Source organism: Tsuneonella sp. HG249, from assembly GCF_053819205.1.
The window spans coordinates 1,162,457-1,181,006 of the sequence record NZ_JBSOQY010000001.1 but is presented as its reverse complement, the minus strand read 5'-3'; the positions used below and the strand labels follow the sequence as shown (position 1 = coordinate 1,181,006).

General features: G+C 66.1%; 24 protein-coding genes. 7 read left to right on the top strand and 17 right to left on the bottom strand.

From position 1 onward, the window contains the following. Positions 1-41 precede the first annotated feature (41 nt). Entirely contained in the window at positions 42-881 is an 840-nt protein-coding gene (locus tag ACWPM1_RS05915) for a glycoside hydrolase family 16 protein (protein ID WP_455693910.1), read from the top strand. On the opposite strand, the gene hemF is transcribed toward ACWPM1_RS05915, so the two are convergent. Beyond that, complete coding sequence (gene hemF, locus ACWPM1_RS05910; protein WP_455693909.1) at positions 882-1,739, bottom strand: oxygen-dependent coproporphyrinogen oxidase; 858 nt, start codon at positions 1,737-1,739, stop codon at positions 882-884. It lies immediately after the preceding gene. 47 nt (positions 1,740-1,786) lie between these two features. Here hemF and pdeM point away from each other — a divergent pair, with 47 nt between their 5' ends. The 5 genes from pdeM (at position 1,787) to ACWPM1_RS05885 (ending at position 7,473) form a co-directional block, all read left to right on the top strand. Continuing rightward, a complete protein-coding gene (gene pdeM / locus ACWPM1_RS05905) occupies positions 1,787-2,479 on the top strand; it encodes a ligase-associated DNA damage response endonuclease PdeM (RefSeq protein ID WP_455693908.1) in 693 nt (230 codons plus the stop codon). A 99-nt stretch (positions 2,480-2,578) separates the two neighbouring features. Next, complete coding sequence (gene infC, locus ACWPM1_RS05900; RefSeq protein WP_455693907.1) at positions 2,579-3,100, top strand: translation initiation factor IF-3; 522 nt, start codon at positions 2,579-2,581, stop codon at positions 3,098-3,100. Positions 3,101-3,391: 291 nt separating this feature from the next. Next, positions 3,392-4,531, top strand: coding sequence for a DUF547 domain-containing protein (locus ACWPM1_RS05895; protein ID WP_455693906.1), 1,140 nt, complete (start codon positions 3,392-3,394; stop codon positions 4,529-4,531). 94 nt (positions 4,532-4,625) lie between these two features. Next, positions 4,626-6,038 carry an SLC13 family permease gene (locus ACWPM1_RS05890; RefSeq protein ID WP_455693905.1) on the top strand — a complete coding sequence of 471 codons (1,413 nt, stop codon included), beginning with the start codon at positions 4,626-4,628 and terminating at the stop codon, positions 6,036-6,038. Between the two features lie 142 nt (positions 6,039-6,180). Beyond that, complete coding sequence (locus ACWPM1_RS05885) at positions 6,181-7,473, top strand: cystathionine gamma-synthase family protein (RefSeq protein ID WP_455693904.1); 1,293 nt, start codon at positions 6,181-6,183, stop codon at positions 7,471-7,473. 1 nt (position 7,474) lies between these two features. Here the strand turns inward: ACWPM1_RS05885 and ACWPM1_RS05880 are convergent, their stop codons facing one another. Beyond that, the gene (locus ACWPM1_RS05880; RefSeq protein ID WP_455693903.1) at positions 7,475-8,008 is read right to left on the bottom strand and encodes a J domain-containing protein; all 534 of its coding nucleotides are present in this window, start codon (positions 8,006-8,008) and stop codon (positions 7,475-7,477) included. 103 nt (positions 8,009-8,111) lie between these two features. On the opposite strand from ACWPM1_RS05880, the gene ACWPM1_RS05875 reads away from it, so the two are divergent. Beyond that, positions 8,112-8,297, top strand: coding sequence for a hypothetical protein (locus ACWPM1_RS05875; protein ID WP_455693902.1), 186 nt, complete (start codon positions 8,112-8,114; stop codon positions 8,295-8,297). On the opposite strand, the gene pal is transcribed toward ACWPM1_RS05875, so the two are convergent. The 15 genes from pal to hisB form a co-directional block, all read right to left on the bottom strand. Then, on the bottom strand, positions 8,294-8,809 hold the full coding sequence (gene pal, locus ACWPM1_RS05870; RefSeq protein ID WP_455693901.1) for a peptidoglycan-associated lipoprotein Pal: 516 nt from the start codon (positions 8,807-8,809) through the stop codon (positions 8,294-8,296). The genes ACWPM1_RS05875 and pal overlap by 4 nt on opposite strands. 58 nt (positions 8,810-8,867) lie before the next feature. Further along, positions 8,868-10,244, bottom strand: a complete 1,377-nt coding sequence (tolB, locus tag ACWPM1_RS05865) for a Tol-Pal system beta propeller repeat protein TolB (protein ID WP_455693900.1) — start codon at positions 10,242-10,244, stop codon at positions 8,868-8,870. Continuing rightward, positions 10,241-11,029: an energy transducer TonB gene (locus ACWPM1_RS05860; RefSeq protein ID WP_455693899.1), complete on the bottom strand. Its 789-nt coding sequence runs from the start codon at positions 11,027-11,029 to the stop codon at positions 10,241-10,243. Before ACWPM1_RS05860 ends, tolB begins: the two co-directional genes overlap by 4 nt. A gap of 13 nt (positions 11,030-11,042) precedes the next feature. Then, complete coding sequence (locus tag ACWPM1_RS05855) at positions 11,043-11,480, bottom strand: ExbD/TolR family protein (RefSeq protein WP_455693898.1); 438 nt, start codon at positions 11,478-11,480, stop codon at positions 11,043-11,045. After that, positions 11,480-12,190, bottom strand: coding sequence for a protein TolQ (tolQ, locus tag ACWPM1_RS05850; RefSeq protein ID WP_455693897.1), 711 nt, complete (start codon positions 12,188-12,190; stop codon positions 11,480-11,482). The genes ACWPM1_RS05855 and tolQ overlap by 1 nt, the downstream gene beginning before the upstream one ends. Next, on the bottom strand, positions 12,187-12,651 hold the full coding sequence (locus ACWPM1_RS05845; RefSeq protein WP_455693896.1) for a YbgC/FadM family acyl-CoA thioesterase: 465 nt from the start codon (positions 12,649-12,651) through the stop codon (positions 12,187-12,189). Before ACWPM1_RS05845 ends, tolQ begins: the two co-directional genes overlap by 4 nt. 53 nt (positions 12,652-12,704) lie before the next feature. After that, positions 12,705-13,079 carry a histidine triad nucleotide-binding protein gene (locus tag ACWPM1_RS05840; protein ID WP_455693895.1) on the bottom strand — a complete coding sequence of 125 codons (375 nt, stop codon included), beginning with the start codon at positions 13,077-13,079 and terminating at the stop codon, positions 12,705-12,707. Continuing rightward, positions 13,079-13,408 carry a phosphoribosyl-ATP diphosphatase gene (locus ACWPM1_RS05835; protein WP_455693894.1) on the bottom strand — a complete coding sequence of 110 codons (330 nt, stop codon included), beginning with the start codon at positions 13,406-13,408 and terminating at the stop codon, positions 13,079-13,081. Before ACWPM1_RS05835 ends, ACWPM1_RS05840 begins: the two co-directional genes overlap by 1 nt. Before the next feature lie 42 nt (positions 13,409-13,450). Beyond that, a complete protein-coding gene (locus ACWPM1_RS05830; protein ID WP_455693893.1) occupies positions 13,451-13,606 on the bottom strand; it encodes a PEP-CTERM sorting domain-containing protein in 156 nt (51 codons plus the stop codon). Positions 13,607-13,675: 69 nt separating this feature from the next. Continuing rightward, the gene (gene hisF, locus ACWPM1_RS05825; RefSeq protein ID WP_455693892.1) at positions 13,676-14,434 is read right to left on the bottom strand and encodes an imidazole glycerol phosphate synthase subunit HisF; all 759 of its coding nucleotides are present in this window, start codon (positions 14,432-14,434) and stop codon (positions 13,676-13,678) included. Next, on the bottom strand, positions 14,431-15,159 hold the full coding sequence (gene hisA, locus ACWPM1_RS05820) for a 1-(5-phosphoribosyl)-5-[(5-phosphoribosylamino)methylideneamino]imidazole-4-carboxamide isomerase (RefSeq protein WP_455693891.1): 729 nt from the start codon (positions 15,157-15,159) through the stop codon (positions 14,431-14,433). Before hisA ends, hisF begins: the two co-directional genes overlap by 4 nt. Before the next feature lie 45 nt (positions 15,160-15,204). Further along, complete coding sequence (locus tag ACWPM1_RS05815; RefSeq protein WP_455693890.1) at positions 15,205-16,371, bottom strand: glycoside hydrolase family 130 protein; 1,167 nt, start codon at positions 16,369-16,371, stop codon at positions 15,205-15,207. A gap of 4 nt (positions 16,372-16,375) precedes the next feature. Beyond that, positions 16,376-17,143, bottom strand: coding sequence for an SDR family oxidoreductase (locus ACWPM1_RS05810; protein ID WP_455693889.1), 768 nt, complete (start codon positions 17,141-17,143; stop codon positions 16,376-16,378). 86 nt (positions 17,144-17,229) lie between these two features. Beyond that, a complete protein-coding gene (gene hisH, locus ACWPM1_RS05805; RefSeq protein ID WP_455693888.1) occupies positions 17,230-17,859 on the bottom strand; it encodes an imidazole glycerol phosphate synthase subunit HisH in 630 nt (209 codons plus the stop codon). Beyond that, positions 17,852-18,445 (bottom strand): imidazoleglycerol-phosphate dehydratase HisB, encoded by a 594-nt coding sequence (gene hisB, locus ACWPM1_RS05800; protein ID WP_455693887.1) that lies wholly within the window; start codon positions 18,443-18,445, stop codon positions 17,852-17,854. The genes hisH and hisB overlap by 8 nt, the downstream gene beginning before the upstream one ends. Positions 18,446-18,550 lie beyond the last annotated feature (105 nt).

Here is an 18,550-nt window from a genome sequence, read left to right as displayed (position 1 = left end):
ACGGTATGAGAACGTTCACAACATAACTGGAGAGCCTGCTCGTGAAAGTTTTTGTTCCCTTGCTGGCCGCGCTCGTGGCCGGCTGCACCACCGTCGCCGCGCAGGAAGCCGCGCCCACACCGCGGACACTCCTGTTTGCCGACGAGTTCGAGGGGACGATGGTCGACCGCAGCAAGTGGACCCCGGTCGGACCCGACTTCTGGGTCAACGACGAGCAGCAGGCCTACATCGACCGGCCCGACCTGCTCGAGGTGCGCGGCGGCGCCTTGATCCTGCGGCCCAAGTTCGAGCCGGGCACCGACACCCACCCCAAGCGCAAGGCCGATTTCGTCGCCGGGCGACTGACCACCAAGGACAAGTTCGACTTCACATACGGCCGCGCCGAGGCGCGCATCCGCATGCCCGATGCGATCGGGGTGTGGCCGGCGTTCTGGCTGCTCGGCAACGGCCCTTGGCCGACCACCGGCGAGATCGACGTCATGGAATACGTGGGCGAGAAGGACTGGACGGGCGTCGCCGTCCACGGGCCCGGCTATTCCGGCGAGACCCCGTTCGTGGACCGGTTCTATTTCGCTGGCGGCGAGGATGCGACCGGCTGGCACGTCTACGCGGCCGAGTGGAAACCCGACTCGGTCGAATTCTACATCAACGGCCGGCTGACCTACCGCGTCACCCGGCCGATGGTGGAGAAGTACGGCAAATGGGTGTTCGATCGGCCCGAGCACGTGATCGTCAACTTCGCGCTCGGCGGCGCCTATCCGGGCAAGGTCAACGGTATCAAGCAGCCCTATTTCGGCATGCCGGCCGAAACCGTGGAGCGGATCAAGCGCGGCGAGCTGGCGATGGAGGTCGACTGGGTGCGCGTCTACGCGCCCGAGTGATCAGGTCCACACCGCTTCCGGCGGCAGGCTCATCAGGATCGCATCGATGTTGCCCCCGGTCTTGAGCCCGAACAACGTGCCGCGGTCGTAGACCAGGTTGAACTCGGCGTATCGCCCGCGCCACTCGAGCTGGCGTTGCTTGTCGTCGGCGGAGAATTCCGCGCCCATCCGCCGTCGGACGAGCTTGGGGAAGACGTCCAGGAACGCGCGCCCGATGTCCTGTGTGAACGCGAAATTGCGCTCCCAAGCCGCATCGTCCGCGCATTCGAGGTGGTCGTAGAACACGCCCCCGACGCCGCGATGCACCCCGCGGTGGGGGATGAAGAAGTAATCGTCGGCCCACTTCTTGAATTTGTCGTAGTACGTCGGATTGTGCCCCATGCACGCCGCGCGGAAGGCGGCGTGGAATTCGGCGGTATCCTGGTCGTAGGGGACCGGCGGATTGAGATCGGCCCCGCCCCCGAACCACGCCTTGCCGGTGGTCAGAAACCGGGTGTTCATGTGCACCGCCGGCACGTGCGGGTTGGCCATATGCGCCACAAGGCTGATGCCGGTCGCGGTAAAACCCGGGTTGTCGTCGTCAGCCCCGTGGATCGTCGCCGCGAAGCCGGGTGCGAACGCGCCGTGCACGGTCGAGACGTTGACCCCGACCTTTTCGAACACCTTGCCCTTCATCACCCCGCGAACGCCGCCGCCCGGCGCGTCGTTACCCTCCTCCTCGCGGTTCCAGGCGAGGTATTCGAACTTCACGTCCGAGCCAGCCTCGCGCTCGATGGCTTCGAATTCGGCGCAGATCTGGTCCCGCAAGCTCTCGAACCAGTCCTTCGCGCGGGCGGTGTGGGGGGTCCAGTCGGTCATGGCGCCCTCCCCTTGCCAAGCCGAATCCGCTAGGGCAAGAGCGCGCCATGGTTCCCTTTTCGTTCGCAGGCGAGGAATTCGCGCTAACCCAGGGCCGCGCGCTTTACTGGCCGCGCGAACAGGCCCTGCTGGTGGCCGATCTCCATCTCGAAAAGGCGAGCTTCTTCGCGCGCCATGGGCAGATGCTGCCACCCTACGACAGCCGAGAGACGCTCGAGCGGCTGGCGCTGGCGATCCGCGAGACCGGAGCGCGCCGGGTGTACACGCTGGGCGACAACTTCCACGATTCGTGCGGAACCGAGCGTCTTGAGCCGCACGCGCAGGGCATGCTTGCCGCGCTCACTCGCGCAACCGACTGGGTGTGGATCACCGGCAATCACGACGCTTCGATGGAGGCTTCGTGCGGCGGAACCCTGGCCGACGAACTGGAGATCGCCGGCCTCGTGCTTCGCCATCGGGCCCGGCGCGGCGAGACGCGCCCCGAACTGTCGGGCCACTATCACCCGCGCCTCCACGTCACCGTCCGCGAGCGCAGCATCCGACGTCCTTGCGCGGTTGTCAGCGCCGATGGCCGCGGCTCGGGTCGCATGATCCTGCCCGCCTTCGGAGCGTTGACCGGGGGCATGAATGCCGCCGATCCGGCCATCCTCGAAGCCCTGCAGCCGGCGCGGTCGATCGATGCGCTGGTCCCCGCCGGTGGCAAGTTGGCCACATTTCCGCTGTGGCGGGCCGCGGCCTAGGCGCGGCCCCTAGCGCATCGGGCGATTTCTCCCTAAGGACCGCCCCGAAACAAACGGCAACTCTCAGGAGACTTGACTATAGCCCGTCCCCCCCGGCGCATGCTGGCCCCGCCCGTCAAGAGCGGCCCGCGCTTTGATAATCTGATCCAGTCGGAAAAAGTCCGCGTCATCGACGAGAATGGCGAGAACCTCGGCGTGATGTACACCCGCGAGGCGATGGAACAGGCGAACGAGATCGGCCTGAACCTGGTGGAGATTTCTCCCAACGCCGACCCGCCGGTCGCCAAGTTCCTCGACGTCGGCAAGCACCGCTACGAGGCGCAGAAGAAGGCCAACCAGGCGCGCAAGACGCAAAAGACGCAGGACATCAAAGAGATCAAGATGCGTCCGAACATCGACGATCACGACTATGACGTGAAGATGCGTAGCGTGACCAAGTTCATCGGCGAAGGCGACAAGGTGAAGATGACGCTGCGTTTCCGGGGCCGCGAGATGGCGCACCAGGAACTCGGCATCGAACTGCTCCGCCGGGTCCAGGACGACGTGACCGAAATCGCCAAGGTCGAGGCGTTCCCGCGCTTGGAAGGCCGCCAGATGGTCATGGTGCTCGCGCCGAAATAAGTGGCCTGAACCCGACAGGGGGTGAGATCGCCCGGCCCCCTGTCGATTTCACCAATCCCTCATCCGCCGCTCATGACAGTCAGGCTCGCAGCCGGCAATTATTGAACAGTTCCACAGGCACGAGTGCGGCGGACGACGCGGATATGCCGCGGTCTTCAGACCCGGGGTGTTCATGTTCGGTCCCCTATCCAGTGCGTCGACGAACAGCGTGAGCGCTCGACGGACGCACTCGCTCGCCGGCCCGCGTTGGGCTAGTTAATCCGCCATGGAACTGAGAGCAGGGATTTGAAAATGCGGACAATCATTCTCGGGGTCGCCGCACTGACCGCCGCCGGAACCCCCATCGCCGCGCAGGCGCAAGCACGGCTTGGGGCCGTCCAGGCACCGCGCGCCGACGAGTTCGCGCAGTTCGCGCCCACGCTCGCAGGCACCGCCGACTACAAGCTGGACTACGGAGCCTGGGACACCGCGCTCGACTGGTTCGTCTTGACTATGGGCAAGTCGCTCCGCGAGTTTTCGTCGCGCCCACAGGCGACCAGCGGCAGCCGATTGGTCCATGGCCACGATTCCCCGTATCGACTCGAGGGTAGTCGCGTCGCCTTTTCTCTGATGCCCGCCGACGTGAAGCAATGGCTCACGGACTATCGCAGTGAACTCGAACAACTGCCCCAGCAGGTGCCGCTGACGAAGCTCTCGCGGAACGAGCAGCTGGCATACTGGATCAACTTGCACAACGTCGCGATGATCGAGCAGCTCGCATTGAACTATCCGCTCTCGTCGCCCGACAAACTCACCCTCGGAAGCGACAATGCCGTTCTCGACGAAGCACGGTTCATCACCGTCGCCGGGGTCCGGATGAGCCCGAAGGATATCAGGACGCGGATCGTTTATCCTCACTGGCGCGATCCGAAGGTCATCTACGGCTTTTGGCGGGGCGATATCGGCAGCCCCTCGATCAACCGCAGCGCGTATAGCGCCGCCAATCTCGGAGAACTGCTCGATCTGTCGGCCCGCGAGTTCGTCAACTCGCTGCGCGGCACCGAGGCTCGTGGCGGCACGCTGCATGTGTCCCGCTACTACCAGGAAGCCCGGCCGTTCTACTTCGCCAACTGGGAGACCGATCTGCGCGAGCACCTGACCAAGTTCGCCAAGCCGGAGGTCGCCGCGTCGTTTGCGGGCACGACGAACGTGGCCGCCAGCATCGCGGTGACCGATATCGCCGACCTGTCGAAGGGCGAGCGCGATCCGCAATACTCGAACCTCGTGGTGAACGACGATTACCCGAGCGTCAAAATCGACGGCACGATCGCCCGCCTGATGTCCGAGCGTTCGCAGAAGCTCGAGAAGATCTGGAAGGAGAACGGGCGTCAGGGCCGGGTAATCTTCCAAGACGTTGGCCAGGCCGACAAACCCATTGAGACCGTCCAGTAACCCCTACGACGGGCATGCGATCTACCGGGCACCCCGTTCGCTGACGGTTGCCTGCTAGCTCCGTTGCGCTACGGCTGGCTCCTGGGGGGACGGGATGTCGGCACGCCGTATCGGATTGATCGGAGGCTTCGTTGCCTTTGCGGTGACGGCGGTTCTGCCGCCACCCGCCGGGATGTCCGCTGCCGCGTGGACGGCCGCCGGACTAGTCCTATGGATGGCCGCCTGGTGGATGACCGAAGCGATCCCGCTTTACGCGACGGCCCTGCTTCCGTTCATCGTGCTCCCGCTGGCCGGCGTCGCGGATGCGAACCAGACCGCCTCGGCCTATTATTCACCCATCATCTTCGTCTTCATCGGCGGCGCCTTTCTCGCGCTGGCGATCGAGCGAACGGGGCTGCACCGCCGTCTCGCGCTGTGGATAATGGGCCTTGCCGGAGCCACTTCGTGGCAACTGCTGCTGGCGGTGATGGCGGCGACCGCCATCCTTTCGATGGTAATCTCCAACACGTCCACCGCGCTGATCATGATGCCGATGGCGGTGGCCATGCTCGCAGCGGGCGGCATCGCCGAGGGGGAGACCGACGGCTTCGCCGGCGCCTTGCCGATGGGGATCGCCTTCGCCGCCACCATCGGCGGCTTCGGCACCATCATCGGCACGCCCACCAACGTGCTCGCCGTGGGCCTGCTCCAGACGACCATCGGAGTGAAGATCAGCTTCGTCGAATGGAGCATGTACACGCTGCCGCTGGTGCTCATCGCGATCCCGCTTGCCGCCCTGCTCATCGCGCGGGTCCAGCGCATCGGTGTCGGAACGTTCGATCCCACGGCCGCGAAGGCCGCCATCCATCAGGGCGGCGAATGGTCGGTGCCGGAGAAGCGTCTCATGGCAGTCGTCGGCCTCGCGCTCGCGGCATGGATCAGCCAGCCGTGGACGCAGGCGCTGTTCCCGAAGGGCGCGCTGACCGACGGCACCATCGCCGCGATCGCCGGCCTCACGATGTTCCTGCTACCCGACGGCACCGGCCGCCCGATGCTTCGCTGGCCCGAAGCCAACCGCGCCCCGTGGGACGTGGTGCTGATGTTTGGCGGCGGGCTCGCCATGGCAATGGGAATGACCGAAAGCGGCCTCGCAGCCTGGCTCGGAGAGGCGCTGCTACCGCTTGCCAGCGTGCCGCCTTTCGTGATGGTATTGCTGGTCGTCGCGTTCGTGATCGTGGTCACCGAGTTCGCTAGCAACATCGCCACCGCCAGCGGGGTCATGCCGATAGTCGTCGCGCTGGCCCCGTCGATGGACGCCGATCCGTTGCTCATCGCCCTCCCCGCCGCAATCGCGGCGAGCTGGGGCTTCATGCTCCCTGCCGGCACAGGGCCGAACGCGATCGCCTGGGCGACCGGCCACCTGACCTTGCGGCGAATGATCACTGCCGGCTTCCTGCTCGATGTGATCGGCGCAGTGACGATCGTGACCGTGATCTGGACGGTGCACGCGCTCATTGGTTACGGTTGAAATCACATCTTCGGCAAAGTAACGGCGCGATGCCCGGCGTGCCGGCGGAGATGCGTCCTGCGGAGGTTAGGACGCGAGCGCCCCGGCCCCTCACCATTGGCTCCCGCCTCCCTGGGAGCGTTTGGCATCGAGGATGCGAGCCATGACCGATACCCCCTCCCGCAAGCCCAAGCCGACGCTACGGCGCATCGGCAACCGCGAACTGTCGCCTGCCACCCTGATGATGGGCGCCGGCTACGATCCGCAGCTTTCCGAAGGTAGCCTCAAGCCACCGATGTTCCTTACCAGCACGTTCGCGTTCGAAAGCGCCGCGGCGGGCAAGCATCATTTCGAAGGCATCACCGGCAAACGGCCGGGCGGGGCTGACGGGCTGGTCTATTCGCGCTTCAACGGACCGAACCAGGAAATCCTCGAGGAACGGCTCGCTATCTGGGATGGCGCGGAAGAGGCGCTGTGTTTCTCGAGCGGGATGACCGCAATCTGCGTGCTGATGCTCGCCTTGTGCTCAAGCGGCGACGTGATCGTGCACTCCGGCCCGCTCTACGCGGCGAGCGAGGGTTTCGTCGCCAAGCACATGAGCCGCTTCGGCGTGACCTATATCGACTTTCCCGCCGGCGCGGACCGGCCGGAGCTCGCCGCGGTGATGGCCCGTGCCAAGGCGCAGGCCGAGGCGAACGGCGGCAAAGTCGCGATGGTCTATCTCGAGAGCCCCGCCAATCCCACCAACGCGTTGGTCGACGTCGAAGCGGTTGGCGACGCGCGCGATGCCGCGCTGGGATCGGACTGCCCTATCGCGATCGACAACACGTTCCTGGGCCCGCTGTGGGCCCGCCCGATCGACCAAGGCGCGGACCTCGTGGTCTATTCGCTGACCAAGTATGTCGGCGGCCATTCGGACCTGGTTGCCGGCAGCGTATCGGGCGCCAGCAAGTGGATGGTCCCACTTCGCATGCTGCGCAACACGATGGGCGGGATCGCCGATCCGAACACCGCATGGATGCTCATGCGCAGCCTCGAGACGGTGGAGCTTCGCATGAGCCGCGCCGGCGAGAACGCCGCCAAGGTCTGCGAATATCTCGTCAAGCACCCGAAAGTCGAAGGGCTCGGCTACCTCGGGATGATCGACGACCCGCGCCAGAAAGACATCTACAACCGCCACTGCAAAGGCGCGGGGAGCACCTTCTCGGTGTTCATCAAGGGCGGCGAAGCCGAGTGCTTCCGTTTCCTCGATTCGCTGACGATCGCCAAGCTTGCCGTGAGCCTGGGGGGCACCGAGACGCTGGCGAGCCATCCGGCCTCGATGACCCACCTGTCGGTGCCCGACGAGCGCAAGCAGGCGCTCGGCATCCGCGACAATTTGGTGCGGATCAGCATCGGGATCGAGGATGCCGACGACCTGATCGCCGACTTCGCGCAGGCGCTCGACGCGGTCTAGCTCAGCCCTTCCACTCGCGCCGTTCCTCGGCCTGGCTGAGGATTTCGTAAGCGAGTTGGATCTTTTGGAATTCGGCGGCGGCGTCCTTGTCGCCGGGCTTAACGTCGGGGTGGACCTGCTTGGCCCGTTCGCGGAATGCCTTCTTGACCGCCCCGAAATCGGCGTCGGCCTCGAGCTCGAGCACGTCCAGCGCGCGCATCTCGTCGACCGAGCGGCTACCGTCGCCGCTACCGCCCCAACCGTAATGCGAGGCCTGGGCAAAACCGTCGTTGTCGCGCTTCTCGTCGGCGGCGCGGGCCGCGGCCTCTTCCTTGGACAGGCCTTCGAAGTAGTCCCATTTCCCGTTGTATTCGGCCGCGTGGCGCTGGCAGAAATACCAACGCTCGGGGCTATTGGGGCTTTTGGGCGCCGGGCAGTCGCCACGCTCGTCGCAGCCGTGGCGATCGCACAAGCGGACGGTCACCGCTTCGCGCGCGCTACCGTACCCGCGCCAACGCGGAAATCCCCAGTCTGTCGAACGGCGTGCCCCAGTCATCGGATGGTAACTAGGTGGTGGCAGGGGCGTTGGGAAGCGGGACCAACCATCCCGCGAGGTTTTTGTTGCAATGCAAAATCAAAGTCTCTAAATGAAACCCATCATGTTGAAGTCCAGCCCCCAGTTGAAGCTTTCCGCCGCCGCCTGTGCGCTGGCGATGGCAGTGTTCGCGCTTAACGCGCCGGCGATCAGCCACGGCTCGAAGTCGGCGACGGCGACTATCTCACCCTCTGCCGGGATCGAGGCGCCCTCGACGTTCGCGGGCTTCGCTGCGCTCCTTCCGCGCTAGTTCACCACCACCGACACGGCGCGGCGGTTCTGCGCCCAGGCCGCTTCGTTCGAACCCAGCGCCACTGGGCGCTCCTTGCCGTAGCTTAGCGTGCTGATCCGGTTCGCCGGGACACCCAGGCTGACGAGGTAGTTCTTGGCGGCATTCGCACGCCGCTCGCCGAGCGCGAGGTTATATTCGCGCGTGCCGCGCTCGTCGGCATGGCCCTCGATCGTGATGGTGATCTGCGGATATTGGCCGAGATACTGCGCCTGCGTCTGCAACGCAGCGGCATCGGCGCTGTCGATGTTGAACCGGTCGGTTTCGAAGTAGATGACGTTCTGGCCGTTCACCGCCTGCTCGAAGTGCGCCTGGCTGCCCAGCGCGGCGGCGCCGGTTCCGACGTCCGTGCCGGGCGTGCTGGTGGCGCTCGGGCCCGGTTCGGGCGGTAGCGAAGCGGGCGGTTCCTTCTTGCACCCGGCCAACGCGGCGGTTCCCGCGAGCAACGCGGCGAAAACGATACGGCGGTTCATAGGTGTCTCCTTGGTATTCGGCTACGGTGCGACCCGTGCTTACAGAAAACGAATGATCTCAGGGAAGGATAGGTCCCCACGCCGGGTCCGAGCCGTCGACCGGTGTGGCCAGCCGCCGCTCGTTCTTGCCCGTGAGATCGACCTGGTAGAGGCCGGTGCGGCCTGAATTCCGCTCGGTGCGGAAGAACTGGATCACGCGCCCATTCGGGGCCCAGGTCGGCGCCTCGTCCTGCCAGCCGCTGGTCAAGGTCCGCACGCCCCCGCCCGAAGGCGACATGACGGCGATGTTGAAGCTCGACGCGTTGGTGAAAGCGATCTGGTCGCCGCGCGGGCTCCACTCGGGGGTAGCGCAGCGCGCGCCGCCGAAGCTGATCCGCCGCTGGCCCGAACCGTCGGCGTCCATGATGTAGCACTGCTGGCTGCCGGAACGGTCGCTTTCGAACACGATCTGGCGGCCGTCGGGCGAATAGGACCCGCCGATATCGATGCCGGGGGTGTCGGTCAGGCGCGTGCTGGCCCCGCCCTGCGCGCTGACGCGGTAGATGTCTGTGTTGCCGGCGACCGCCATCGAATAAAGCACCGACTGGCCGTCGGGCGACCAGCGCGGGGCGAAGGTCGGGTTCCTGCTCTGGGTGATCAGCGTCTGCCGGCCCGTGCCGATGTCGTAACTGTAGATACGCGGATTGCCGTCGACGTAGCTGAGATAAAGCAGCTTGCGGTAGTCGGGCGAATAGCGCGGGGTCAGCGCAGTCGCACGGCCCGTGGTGATGAAGCGGTGGTTCGCCCCGTCGGAGTCCATGATGGCCAGTCGCTTGACGCGAGCGTTCTTCGGGCCGGTCTCGGCGATGTAAGCGATCTTGCTGTCGAAGAACGGGCTCTCGCCCGAGAGGCGGGAATAAACGAGGTCGGCGCACTTGTGCGCGGCCCTGCGCCAGTCGACCGGCGGCACCACCCAGCCGGCGCGCGCGAGTTCCTTCTGCAGGGCGACGTCGTAGAGATAGCAGCCGACCGTCAGTCGGCCATCGGCACCGCCGCGGACGTATCCGCCTACGAGCATCTCGGTACCGCGGCTCGACCACGTCCCCCACGCGGGCGAGGTGATCTCGCCATAGCTTGGTTGCGGCAGCGAGCCCGGTCCCGTCGGCTTGAACAGCCCGTTGCTCCTGAGGTCGTTGAAAACCACTTGCGCAAGCTCGCGGCCCAGCGCGCCGGTGCCGCCGCTGTTCGCGGCGGTGGGCACGTTGCGATCGGTCGCGAACGTGGGGATCGCGATGCCGAGGTCCTCGAGATTACCCTCGAAACTCACCGAGCCCGACAGACCTTCCTCTTCCGTCGTCTCGACCGGAGTTTCGGTCGGCGGCTTCTGGCCTAGGTCCTGCGCGGCGAGCGGAATTGCGACCGTAAGCATCAAAAGAGCAGCAAGTGTCTTGGTCATTGTGCGAGCTTCCAATCGAAATCGACGGTCACGACCTTCCATGCCTCGTAATATTCTTCGGGCAAATCGAACGGCGCGGCGAGTTGTACCGCGCGGATGGCCTGTTCGGCATGACGACCGGCCTGCGGGCGGTTGGTATCGGTTTCTCCGGTCTGGCGAACAACTTCGGGTCGACCCGCCAGGCTGCCGTCGGCATTGAGGCGGAAGCGGAGCTTGGTGACCAATTTCTCGACCTCCGGTCCGCTTGGCGGCTGCCAACGAGGGCGCACTTCCTTGGCGATCTGCTGAAACAGGCTGGCCTTCGCGCTCGCGCCGATCTTGCTCGCCGGGACGCGGGTTTCGCTGGTCTTCGTGCTTTCCCCCGACCCGGCCAGGAAGTCGCTGCCGACGCGATTGCCCCCGGCGGGCTTGCTCGGGGCATCGGGGCGGCGGCGGGGCGCGGTCGATGAGCTGGTGGGCTTGGGCTTGGGCGCAGCCGTAGCGCGCGGCACGGGCTGCGGGCGCGGCGGCGCGGGCCGCGGCTCGACGACGGGCTGTGGCTCGGAGACCGGCGCGGGCTCGGGCGCCAGCACCGCCGCAATCGCGGCTCGGCTCTCGGGCACCGGCTCGGGCGCCTCGGCCTCGAGTCCCACCTCGCTCGCCAGGTTGACCGTCATCTTCTCGACCGGCGGCACCACGGCGCGCTTCGAGCTTTGCCCGAGAAACGCGGCCGCCAGCGCCAGATGCAGCACCACGGCGATGCCGAGGCCGATGCGCTCTTCGCGGCGGAGGGTGGCGAATACCATGCTTGGGGCTTGGCTATGGGGCGCTAACTGAACCGTTTGTGACCAGCGAGATCGAGTTGAATCCTCCGCGGTTCAACTCGCCCATCACCGCCATCACCCGCCCATAGTCGAGCGAGCGGTCGGCCCGCAGGGTGACCTGGGGTCGTTCCCCGCCGCCGGCGATAGCCGCCAGCGCATCGGCCAGTCCGCCTTGCGCAACCGGGTCCTTGTCGATGAAGATGACCCCTTCACGGTCGATCGAGATCGTCACCTGCTCGGGCGTCTGGTCGAGCGGGTTGGCGCGGCTGTCGGGAAGCTCGACGGGCACGCCCGCGGTCAGCAGCGGGGCCGTGACCATGAAGATGATCAGCAGGACCAGCATCACGTCGACCAGGGGCGTGACGTTGATCTCCGCCATCGGCGCACGGCCGTGCCGGCGGCGCCGACCGGAAGGCTGGAGGCCCATGACCATCAGAGCGTCTCGATCTCGCGGCTGAGGCTGGCGTGAAAGCGGTCGGCGAACCGCTGCAGCCGCGCCTCGAGCGCGTTCACTGCGTGGCTGAAGCGGTTGTAGGCGATCACTGCGGGGATCGCCGCGAACAGTCCGATCGCTGTCGCAAACAGCGCCTCGGAAATGCCGGGCGCGACTACTGCGAGCGACGAATTCTGCTGCTGCCCGATCTGGAAGAAGCTGTTCATGATGCCCCAGACCGTCCCGAAAAGACCGACGAACGGGGCAACCGAGCCGACTGTCGCCAGGAAGTTGAGACGGCCGGAAAGATCGTCAGCCTCAGTCGCCACCTGGCTCTCCATCGAAGCCGCAAGCCGCTGGCGCAGGCCGTCGCGGTCGAGCACCCGCCCGCCCTTCACCGAATGCTTCCATTCGCGCATCGCCGCCGCCGCGACCCGCGCGCTGGCGATGTCCTTCTTGCCCTTCTGATTCATCAGCGCTTCGAAGCTGTCCGCCTCCCAGAACTGCCCTTCGTAATCCGCGCAGCGGCGCTTGACCGCGCTCATCCGCATCGAGAAGCCGACGATGATCATCCAGGTCCACACGCTGGCGAGCAGCAGCCCGAGCATGACCGCCTGGACGACGATATCGGCATCGAGGAACAGCTTCACGGGATTCAGCCTGCCAGGCAACTCAGCGGTGGCTGCGGCGAGTATCGATAGGTCGGTCATTCGCTTCCTTCGGAAAACTGGCCGAACGCGGCCCGCCACTCGGCCGGCTGGCGGCGCGGACGGCCCTGTGGGTCGACAAATCCGACGCGCACGTTCTGCTCGGCGACAAGCTCGCCCTCGCGCGTGGCGCGCTGGACGATACGCACGCTTGCGGCACCCAGTTCGACGCAGCGTGTCTCGATCACCACCGTGTCGTCGAGGCGCGCTGGGCGGGCATAGCGGATGTGCAGATCGGCCACGGCATAGGCCCCCTCGCCCGCCTCGACCGCCGCCCGCTGGTCGATCTCGAGCAACCGCAGCAGGTCGCTGCGCGCACGTTCGAACCAACGCAGGTAGTTGGCGTGATAGACGATGCCCGAGAGGTCGGTATCCTCGTAATAAGCGCGCACCGCGAACAGGTGCCGAGGCCCGTCGATCAGGCCGCCGGGCAAGGGAGGTTGCAATGGGGACTGCACGGTCATCGGGGCGGCCTTAGCCGCGCGGCGACTCCGGTGGCAACCCGGCGCGGTTCGCTTCAGCCGACCATCCGCCCGAGCGGACGCCCGCCGAAGATATGTGCGTGGAGATGGGCGATTTCCTGGCCGCCGTTCCTCCCGATGTTGTACAGCACACGGTAGCCGTGCTCGACGAGGCCCGCCTCGCGCGCGACACGACCGACTGCCCGGCTGAACCCAGCGATTTCGGCGTCGGAGGCCTTGGCGGAAAAGTCGTCCCAGCTCACGTAGGCGCTCTTCGGGATGACCAGGATGTGGACCGGAGCTTGCGGCGCGATGTCGTGGAAGGCGAGCGCCCACTCGTCCTCGTAGACCTTCTGCGAAGGGATTTCGCCGCGCAGGATCTTCGCGAAGATGTTCGCGTCGTCGTAGGGCAGGGTCGGATCGATCGGCATCAGGTGTCCTCGGTATTGGTCCGGCCGGCCTTCTCGTCGAGGCCCGACCTGCCTTCACGCCGGTCGAGTTCGGCCAGAACATCGGCAAGCGGAACACCCTTTGCACCGAGCAGTACGAGGAGGTGGAACAGCACGTCGGCCGCTTCTGCCGTCAGTTCCTCGCGCGTGCCGGCGAGCGCGGCGGTGATGGTCTCGACCGCCTCCTCCCCGAGCTTGCGCGCGATCACGGGCAGCCCGCGCGAACGGAGCTGCGCAACGTAGCTCGACTGGGGGGCCCCGGCGGCGAGCCGCTCCGCGATCGTCTGTTCGAGGCGAGTGAGCGTATCCATTACGCACGCGCATGGCGGGCGCGGGCGGGTTCGGTCAAGCGGTCAGTCGCGCTTCCGCCGCGAGGCCTGGCGGCCGACGATCACGCCGACCACCCCCAGCGCGAACAGCGCCATGCCGGAAGGCTCCGCCACCGTGTTTGCCGCAGCCAAAGCGGGATCGGCGCTGGCGAGCAGCATAAGGGCGACCGGAATGTTCACGCGGCAAGCCTTTGGCCCCATGCAAGTATTTGCCAATAGGGGATAATTGCCCGTCCCTGAGCGGGACGGTCAGGATCGCGCCGGTAGCCCGGCGGCGCGTAGCGCCTCGTGCGCTTCGGCAACCGTGTGGGTTCCGAAATGAAAGATCGAGGCGGCCAGGACCGCACTGGCATGCCCTATCGTCACGCCCTCGACGAGGTGCTGCAACGTGCCGACGCCGCCGCTGGCAACCACAGGGACCGACACGGCATCGGCGATCTCGCGCGTCAGGGCGAGATCGTAGCCCGTCTGGGTGCCGTCGCCGTCCATCGAGGTGACCAGCAGTTCCCCGGCACCCAATTCGGCGAGCTTCGAAGCGTGCTCGACCGCATCGATATGCGTCGGGCGGCGCCCACCGTGGGTGAAGATCTGCCAACCCGCGCCGCTGCGCCGCGCGTCGACGCTGGCGACCACGCACTGGCTGCCGAAGCGGGCAGCAATCTCGGCTACAAGTTCGGGCCGCTCGACCGCCGCGCTGTTCACCGCCACTTTGTCCGCGCCAGCCAATAGAAGGGCGCGAGCATCCTCCACCGAGCGGACTCCGCCGCCGACGGTTAGCGGCATGAAGCATACTTCGGCGGTGCGCCGGACCACTTCAAGCAGCGTGCCCCGCCCCTCGTGGCTGGCGGAAATGTCGAGGAAGCAGAGTTCATCGGCTCCCGCATCGTCGTAGGCCTTTGCCTGCTCGACCGGGTCGCCTGCGTCCCGGAGGTCGACGAAGTTGACCCCTTTCACTACCCGGCCGTCGCGCACGTCGAGGCAGGGGATGACCCGGATGCGGACGGTCACGTCCGATTCGCCATGGCAATGGCAGCCGAAAGGTCCAGCCGCCCGTCGTAGAGTGCGCGCCCTGTGATCACCCCCTCGATCCCCTCGCTCGCATGCATCGACAGCACGTAGATATCGTCGAGACCCTTGACGCCGCCGCTGGCGATCACCGGGATGTCAACGCGCCGCGCGAGGTCCACGGTCGCCTCGATGTTGACGCCTTTGAGCAGGCCGTCACGGCCGATGTCGGTGAATAGCAGCGCGGCGACGCCGGCATCCTCGAAGCGGCGTGCGAGATCGATCGCCGGCATGTCGGACACTTGCGCCCAGCCCTCGGTTGCGACCATGCCTTCCCTGGCATCTACAGCGACGACAATGCCGCCCGGAAACGCGGCGGCCATGTCTCGTACGAGATCGGGATCCTTGAGGGCTGCGGTACCGAGCACGATCCGGGCGATGCCAAGCTCGAACCAGCCGACGACCGCCTCCGCCGTGCGGATGCCGCCGCCCAGTTGGACGTGGCCGGGAAAGCTCTCGACGATCGCCTCGATCGCGGCGCGGTTTTCCGCTTGCCCCGCGAATGAACCGTCGAGATCGACCACGTGCAGATGTTGCGCGCCCGCCTCGGCGAAAAGCAGCGCCTGGGCGGCTGGATCGTCGCCGTAGACCGTGGCGCGCGCCATATCGCCTTCGGCGAGGCGAACGACCTGGCCGGTCTTCAAGTCGATGGCGGGAAAGACGATCATGGCGCCCGCTAACACCGGCCCCCGCTTCCGTCACCCGCCCAATTTCTAGTCGGCGACGAAAGCGCTCTTCGGCACGTGCGTGATGCGGCAGGCGAGGTCCGCTTCACCGCTCGCAACAACGAAATGGTCGCCCGCGTCCGCGATCCCCGTGGTGAATACCACGTCGCGCACATACATCTGATGCTCGAGCGGCGCGGTCAATTCGACGTTCGCTTCCAGAACCGGTTCGCGGCTGGTGGAGATGACCTTCCACGGCTCGTCGGGATCGAGCAGCGACCAGAAAGTCCGGTAGATACCGATCATCTGGCTCGGCTCGACCGCATGCCACAGGGTGAGCCAACCGCGCTTGCCCGCGATCTCGGTCATAATCGGCGGCGTCCCGCCACCGATCCGCTCGGTCAGCATATGCCCGGCATGGGGCCGGATATGGGGTTCGATATGCGGCATCCAGTGGAGCGCATCGGGGCTACTGGCGATGTTGATCGAGGGGCCGGCGAAATACTGGCTATTCGGGGGATAGGCGAAGAACTGCGAGCCCAGCGGACGGGTCTGGGCCCAGTACTTGCCGCCCACCAGGCCTTCGAAGATCAGCATGTCCTTGTTCTGGTGGTCGAGGACGATCCCCTCAAATTTCCAGTCCATCAGGTCATCGGACGAGTAGAGCGTCGTCGAATGACGCTCGGGGCTGACCGAGCAGGTGGTCATCAGCCAGCGGCCCTCGACATGGCTGATCCGGGCGTCCTCCACACCGTAGCATTGGTAGGTGCCCTGAGGCGCGATCGCCTTTTCGTAATGGACGTCCACCACCCGGCTGCCATCCGGCGTGAGCTCAACCGGCAGCAGCCACGACAGCGAGGTGAGTGCCATTATTTTCCAGCCGTGGCCGTGCAGCTGGAACTTGCGGGGGTCCGCGGTATTGGCGAGCTCGATCGGCCACCCATCGAGCACGTAGCCATCCGCGGGGTCCCATCGGATGGCGTGGACCTTGCCGTCGAAGATCGGCTGGCGCAGCGCTTCGGCGATGCGGACCATGAGCAGCAGGTTGCCGTTGGGCAGCCGGCCCATTCCCGGATTGAAGGCCCCGAGAACGTAGGTCTCGGCATCGATCTGGCCGGCCATCGGCGAGCGCGCCAGGTCGACATCATCAGGACGGAATACGAGCTGATCGAACGTCGCGCTGCGGGCAGTGGTCATCGTGTCGGCTTGTTCCATTGCGTCACTCCGCGATGCGCGGCTCGACGTGGATCATCGAGACGAGCGAGCGGCGCGGCTGAGTCAGCATGTAATGGGCCGCGACGGCGATATCCTCGGCGCGCAGCATTTTCTCCTGATCGATCTGCTCGCGCTGCTCTTCGCTGGTAAACTTGACGTACTGCATGTCGCTGCCGGTCAGGCCCGGCTGGATGATGCCGACCTTGATGTCCTTTTCGGCCAACTCCTTGCGCAGCGCCGTCGCAAACCCTTCGACGCCGGTCTTGGCGGCAACATAGACCGACGAGCCGGCCTCCTGGCTGACCGAAGACATGGAACCGATGAAGACCACGTCGCTGCCCGCTCCCATCCGCTCGGTGGCAAGCTTGGCGGTCTCCACAAACGCGGTGAGATTGGTGCCGAGAGTGTAGCGGATCGTATCGGTATCGGTTTCCTCGAGCGTGTTTACGCCGAGCGCCGCGTTGATCACCGCGATGTCGATTCCGCCCAGAAAGGTTTCACCTTCGCTGACGAAGCGCTCGATATCCTCCTGCCGTGTCAGGTCCAGGTTGATGCCGTCGCCGTGGCCGACCTCGCGGATGCGCTGGAGCGCATCCTGCAGGTGCCGTTCGTCGCGGCCGCAGATGAACACCTTGGCGCCTTCCGAGGCCAGCAGAATGGCGATCGCGCGGCCGATGCCGGTGGTGCCTCCGGTAATCAGCACCTTGCGGCCTTGCAGCGAGGTCTGCTCGGTATGGGCGTCGGTCAGATTGCGGGGGTCGGCTTCGGCCATCGTCAACTCTCCTTCGATGCGGAGACGGATGGGGCCAGCGAGCGTTCCGGCGGATTAGCCGACGTTTGTCGCCCGCGAGCAACGGCTTATGGATTCCACTCCAGGAACCGCGCGAGAAGTGCGATGCCATACGCCTGGCTCTTTTCGGGATGGAATTGCACGCCGAGCATATTGTCGCGCGCCACGGCCGCGACCAGCCCTCCGCCGTGATCCGTCATCGCGGCAATGTCGCGCCCGCTGTCGGGCACGAAATGATATGAATGGAGGAAGTAGGCTTCGCCGCGCTCGATCAGCAGCGCGCCGTCGCGGTGCGGCATCGGCGAGACGTCGTTCCAACCCATGTGCGGGATCTTGATCGACGGGTCGACAGGATCGATCGCGGTGACTTCGCCCGGGATCCAGCCGAGGCCCGCCGTGGCCCCGTGTTCGCGCCCGCTGGTGGCTAGCAACTGCATGCCGACGCAAACGCCCAGGAACGGTACGCCGGCCTCCAGCACCCGCTCCTCGAGCGCCTCGACCAGCCCGGGAATGGCCTTGAGCCCGTTTGCGCACGACTTGAAAGACCCCACCCCGGGCAGCACGATGCGCCGCGCTCCGAGCACCAGTTCCGGGTCCGCGGTGACGTGCACCCGCTCGGCCCCGGCCGCTTTCAGCGCGTTGTGGACCGAGTGGAGGTTGCCGGCGCCGTAATCGATCAGCGCGATGGCCTCAGCCACCGAGTTGGCCTTTCGTGCTCGGCACCGCCCCGCCCTTGCGCGGATCGAGCTCGACCGCCTGGCGCATCGCGCGGGCGAATCCTTTGTAGATGCTCTCGCAGATGTGGTGGTTGTTGGAGCCGTAGAGGAGCTCGACGTGCAGCGTTATGCCGCACGCCTGTGCGACCGAGTGGAACCAGTGCTCGATAAGCTCCGTGTCCCACTCGCCGAGCTTTTCCTGGCTGAATCCGGCACGCCAGACGAGGTACGACCGCCCCGAGATATCCAGCGCGACCCGCGCCAGCGTCTCGTCCATCGGCGAATAGGCGCTGCCGTATCGACCGATCCCGCCCTTGTCGCCCAGCGCCTGGGCGAGCGCCTGGCCGAGCGCGATCGCACTGTCTTCGGTTGTGTGGTGCTGGTCGACGTGGAGATCGCCGGCGACTTTCATCGTGACGTCGATCAGCGAGTGGCGGCTGAACTGTTCGACCATGTGATCGAGGAAGCCGATGCCGGTCGAGACGGCATAAGCCCCTGTCCCGTCGAGGTTCACCGCCACCTCGATCGACGTTTCGCTGGTCTTTCGCTCGATCCGCCCGCTACGCATGGCGGCGGCCTATACGCCTGGGGCGTGCACACGCAAGCAATCCGCGCTTGCTGCCCGCGCGCCGGAGCTTTCCGGCTTGACCCCGCCGCGCCGCGCCGCCACCTG

Bases quoted from the DNA above. Each gene is read 5' to 3' on its own strand.
- hemF (WP_455693909.1), bottom strand. From the start codon at position 1,739: ATGACCGACTGGACCCCCCACACCGCCCGCGCGAAGGACTGGTTCGAG.
- pdeM (WP_455693908.1), top strand. From the start codon at position 1,787: ATGGTTCCCTTTTCGTTCGCAGGCGAGGAATTCGCGCTAACCCAGGGC.
- infC (WP_455693907.1), top strand. From the start codon at position 2,579: ATGCTGGCCCCGCCCGTCAAGAGCGGCCCGCGCTTTGATAATCTGATC.
- ACWPM1_RS05895 (WP_455693906.1), top strand. From the start codon at position 3,392: ATGCGGACAATCATTCTCGGGGTCGCCGCACTGACCGCCGCCGGAACC.
- ACWPM1_RS05890 (WP_455693905.1), top strand. From the start codon at position 4,626: ATGTCGGCACGCCGTATCGGATTGATCGGAGGCTTCGTTGCCTTTGCG.
- ACWPM1_RS05885 (WP_455693904.1), top strand. From the start codon at position 6,181: ATGACCGATACCCCCTCCCGCAAGCCCAAGCCGACGCTACGGCGCATC.
- ACWPM1_RS05880 (WP_455693903.1), bottom strand. From the start codon at position 8,008: ATGACTGGGGCACGCCGTTCGACAGACTGGGGATTTCCGCGTTGGCGC.
- ACWPM1_RS05875 (WP_455693902.1), top strand. From the start codon at position 8,112: ATGTTGAAGTCCAGCCCCCAGTTGAAGCTTTCCGCCGCCGCCTGTGCG.
- pal (WP_455693901.1), bottom strand. From the start codon at position 8,809: ATGAACCGCCGTATCGTTTTCGCCGCGTTGCTCGCGGGAACCGCCGCG.
- tolB (WP_455693900.1), bottom strand. From the start codon at position 10,244: ATGACCAAGACACTTGCTGCTCTTTTGATGCTTACGGTCGCAATTCCG.
- ACWPM1_RS05860 (WP_455693899.1), bottom strand. From the start codon at position 11,029: ATGGTATTCGCCACCCTCCGCCGCGAAGAGCGCATCGGCCTCGGCATC.
- ACWPM1_RS05855 (WP_455693898.1), bottom strand. From the start codon at position 11,480: ATGGTCATGGGCCTCCAGCCTTCCGGTCGGCGCCGCCGGCACGGCCGT.
- tolQ (WP_455693897.1), bottom strand. From the start codon at position 12,190: ATGACCGACCTATCGATACTCGCCGCAGCCACCGCTGAGTTGCCTGGC.
- ACWPM1_RS05845 (WP_455693896.1), bottom strand. From the start codon at position 12,651: ATGACCGTGCAGTCCCCATTGCAACCTCCCTTGCCCGGCGGCCTGATC.
- ACWPM1_RS05840 (WP_455693895.1), bottom strand. From the start codon at position 13,079: ATGCCGATCGATCCGACCCTGCCCTACGACGACGCGAACATCTTCGCG.
- ACWPM1_RS05835 (WP_455693894.1), bottom strand. From the start codon at position 13,408: ATGGATACGCTCACTCGCCTCGAACAGACGATCGCGGAGCGGCTCGCC.
- hisA (WP_455693891.1), bottom strand. From the start codon at position 15,159: ATGATCGTCTTTCCCGCCATCGACTTGAAGACCGGCCAGGTCGTTCGC.
- ACWPM1_RS05815 (WP_455693890.1), bottom strand. From the start codon at position 16,371: ATGGAACAAGCCGACACGATGACCACTGCCCGCAGCGCGACGTTCGAT.
- ACWPM1_RS05810 (WP_455693889.1), bottom strand. From the start codon at position 17,143: ATGGCCGAAGCCGACCCCCGCAATCTGACCGACGCCCATACCGAGCAG.
- hisB (WP_455693887.1), bottom strand. From the start codon at position 18,445: ATGCGTAGCGGGCGGATCGAGCGAAAGACCAGCGAAACGTCGATCGAG.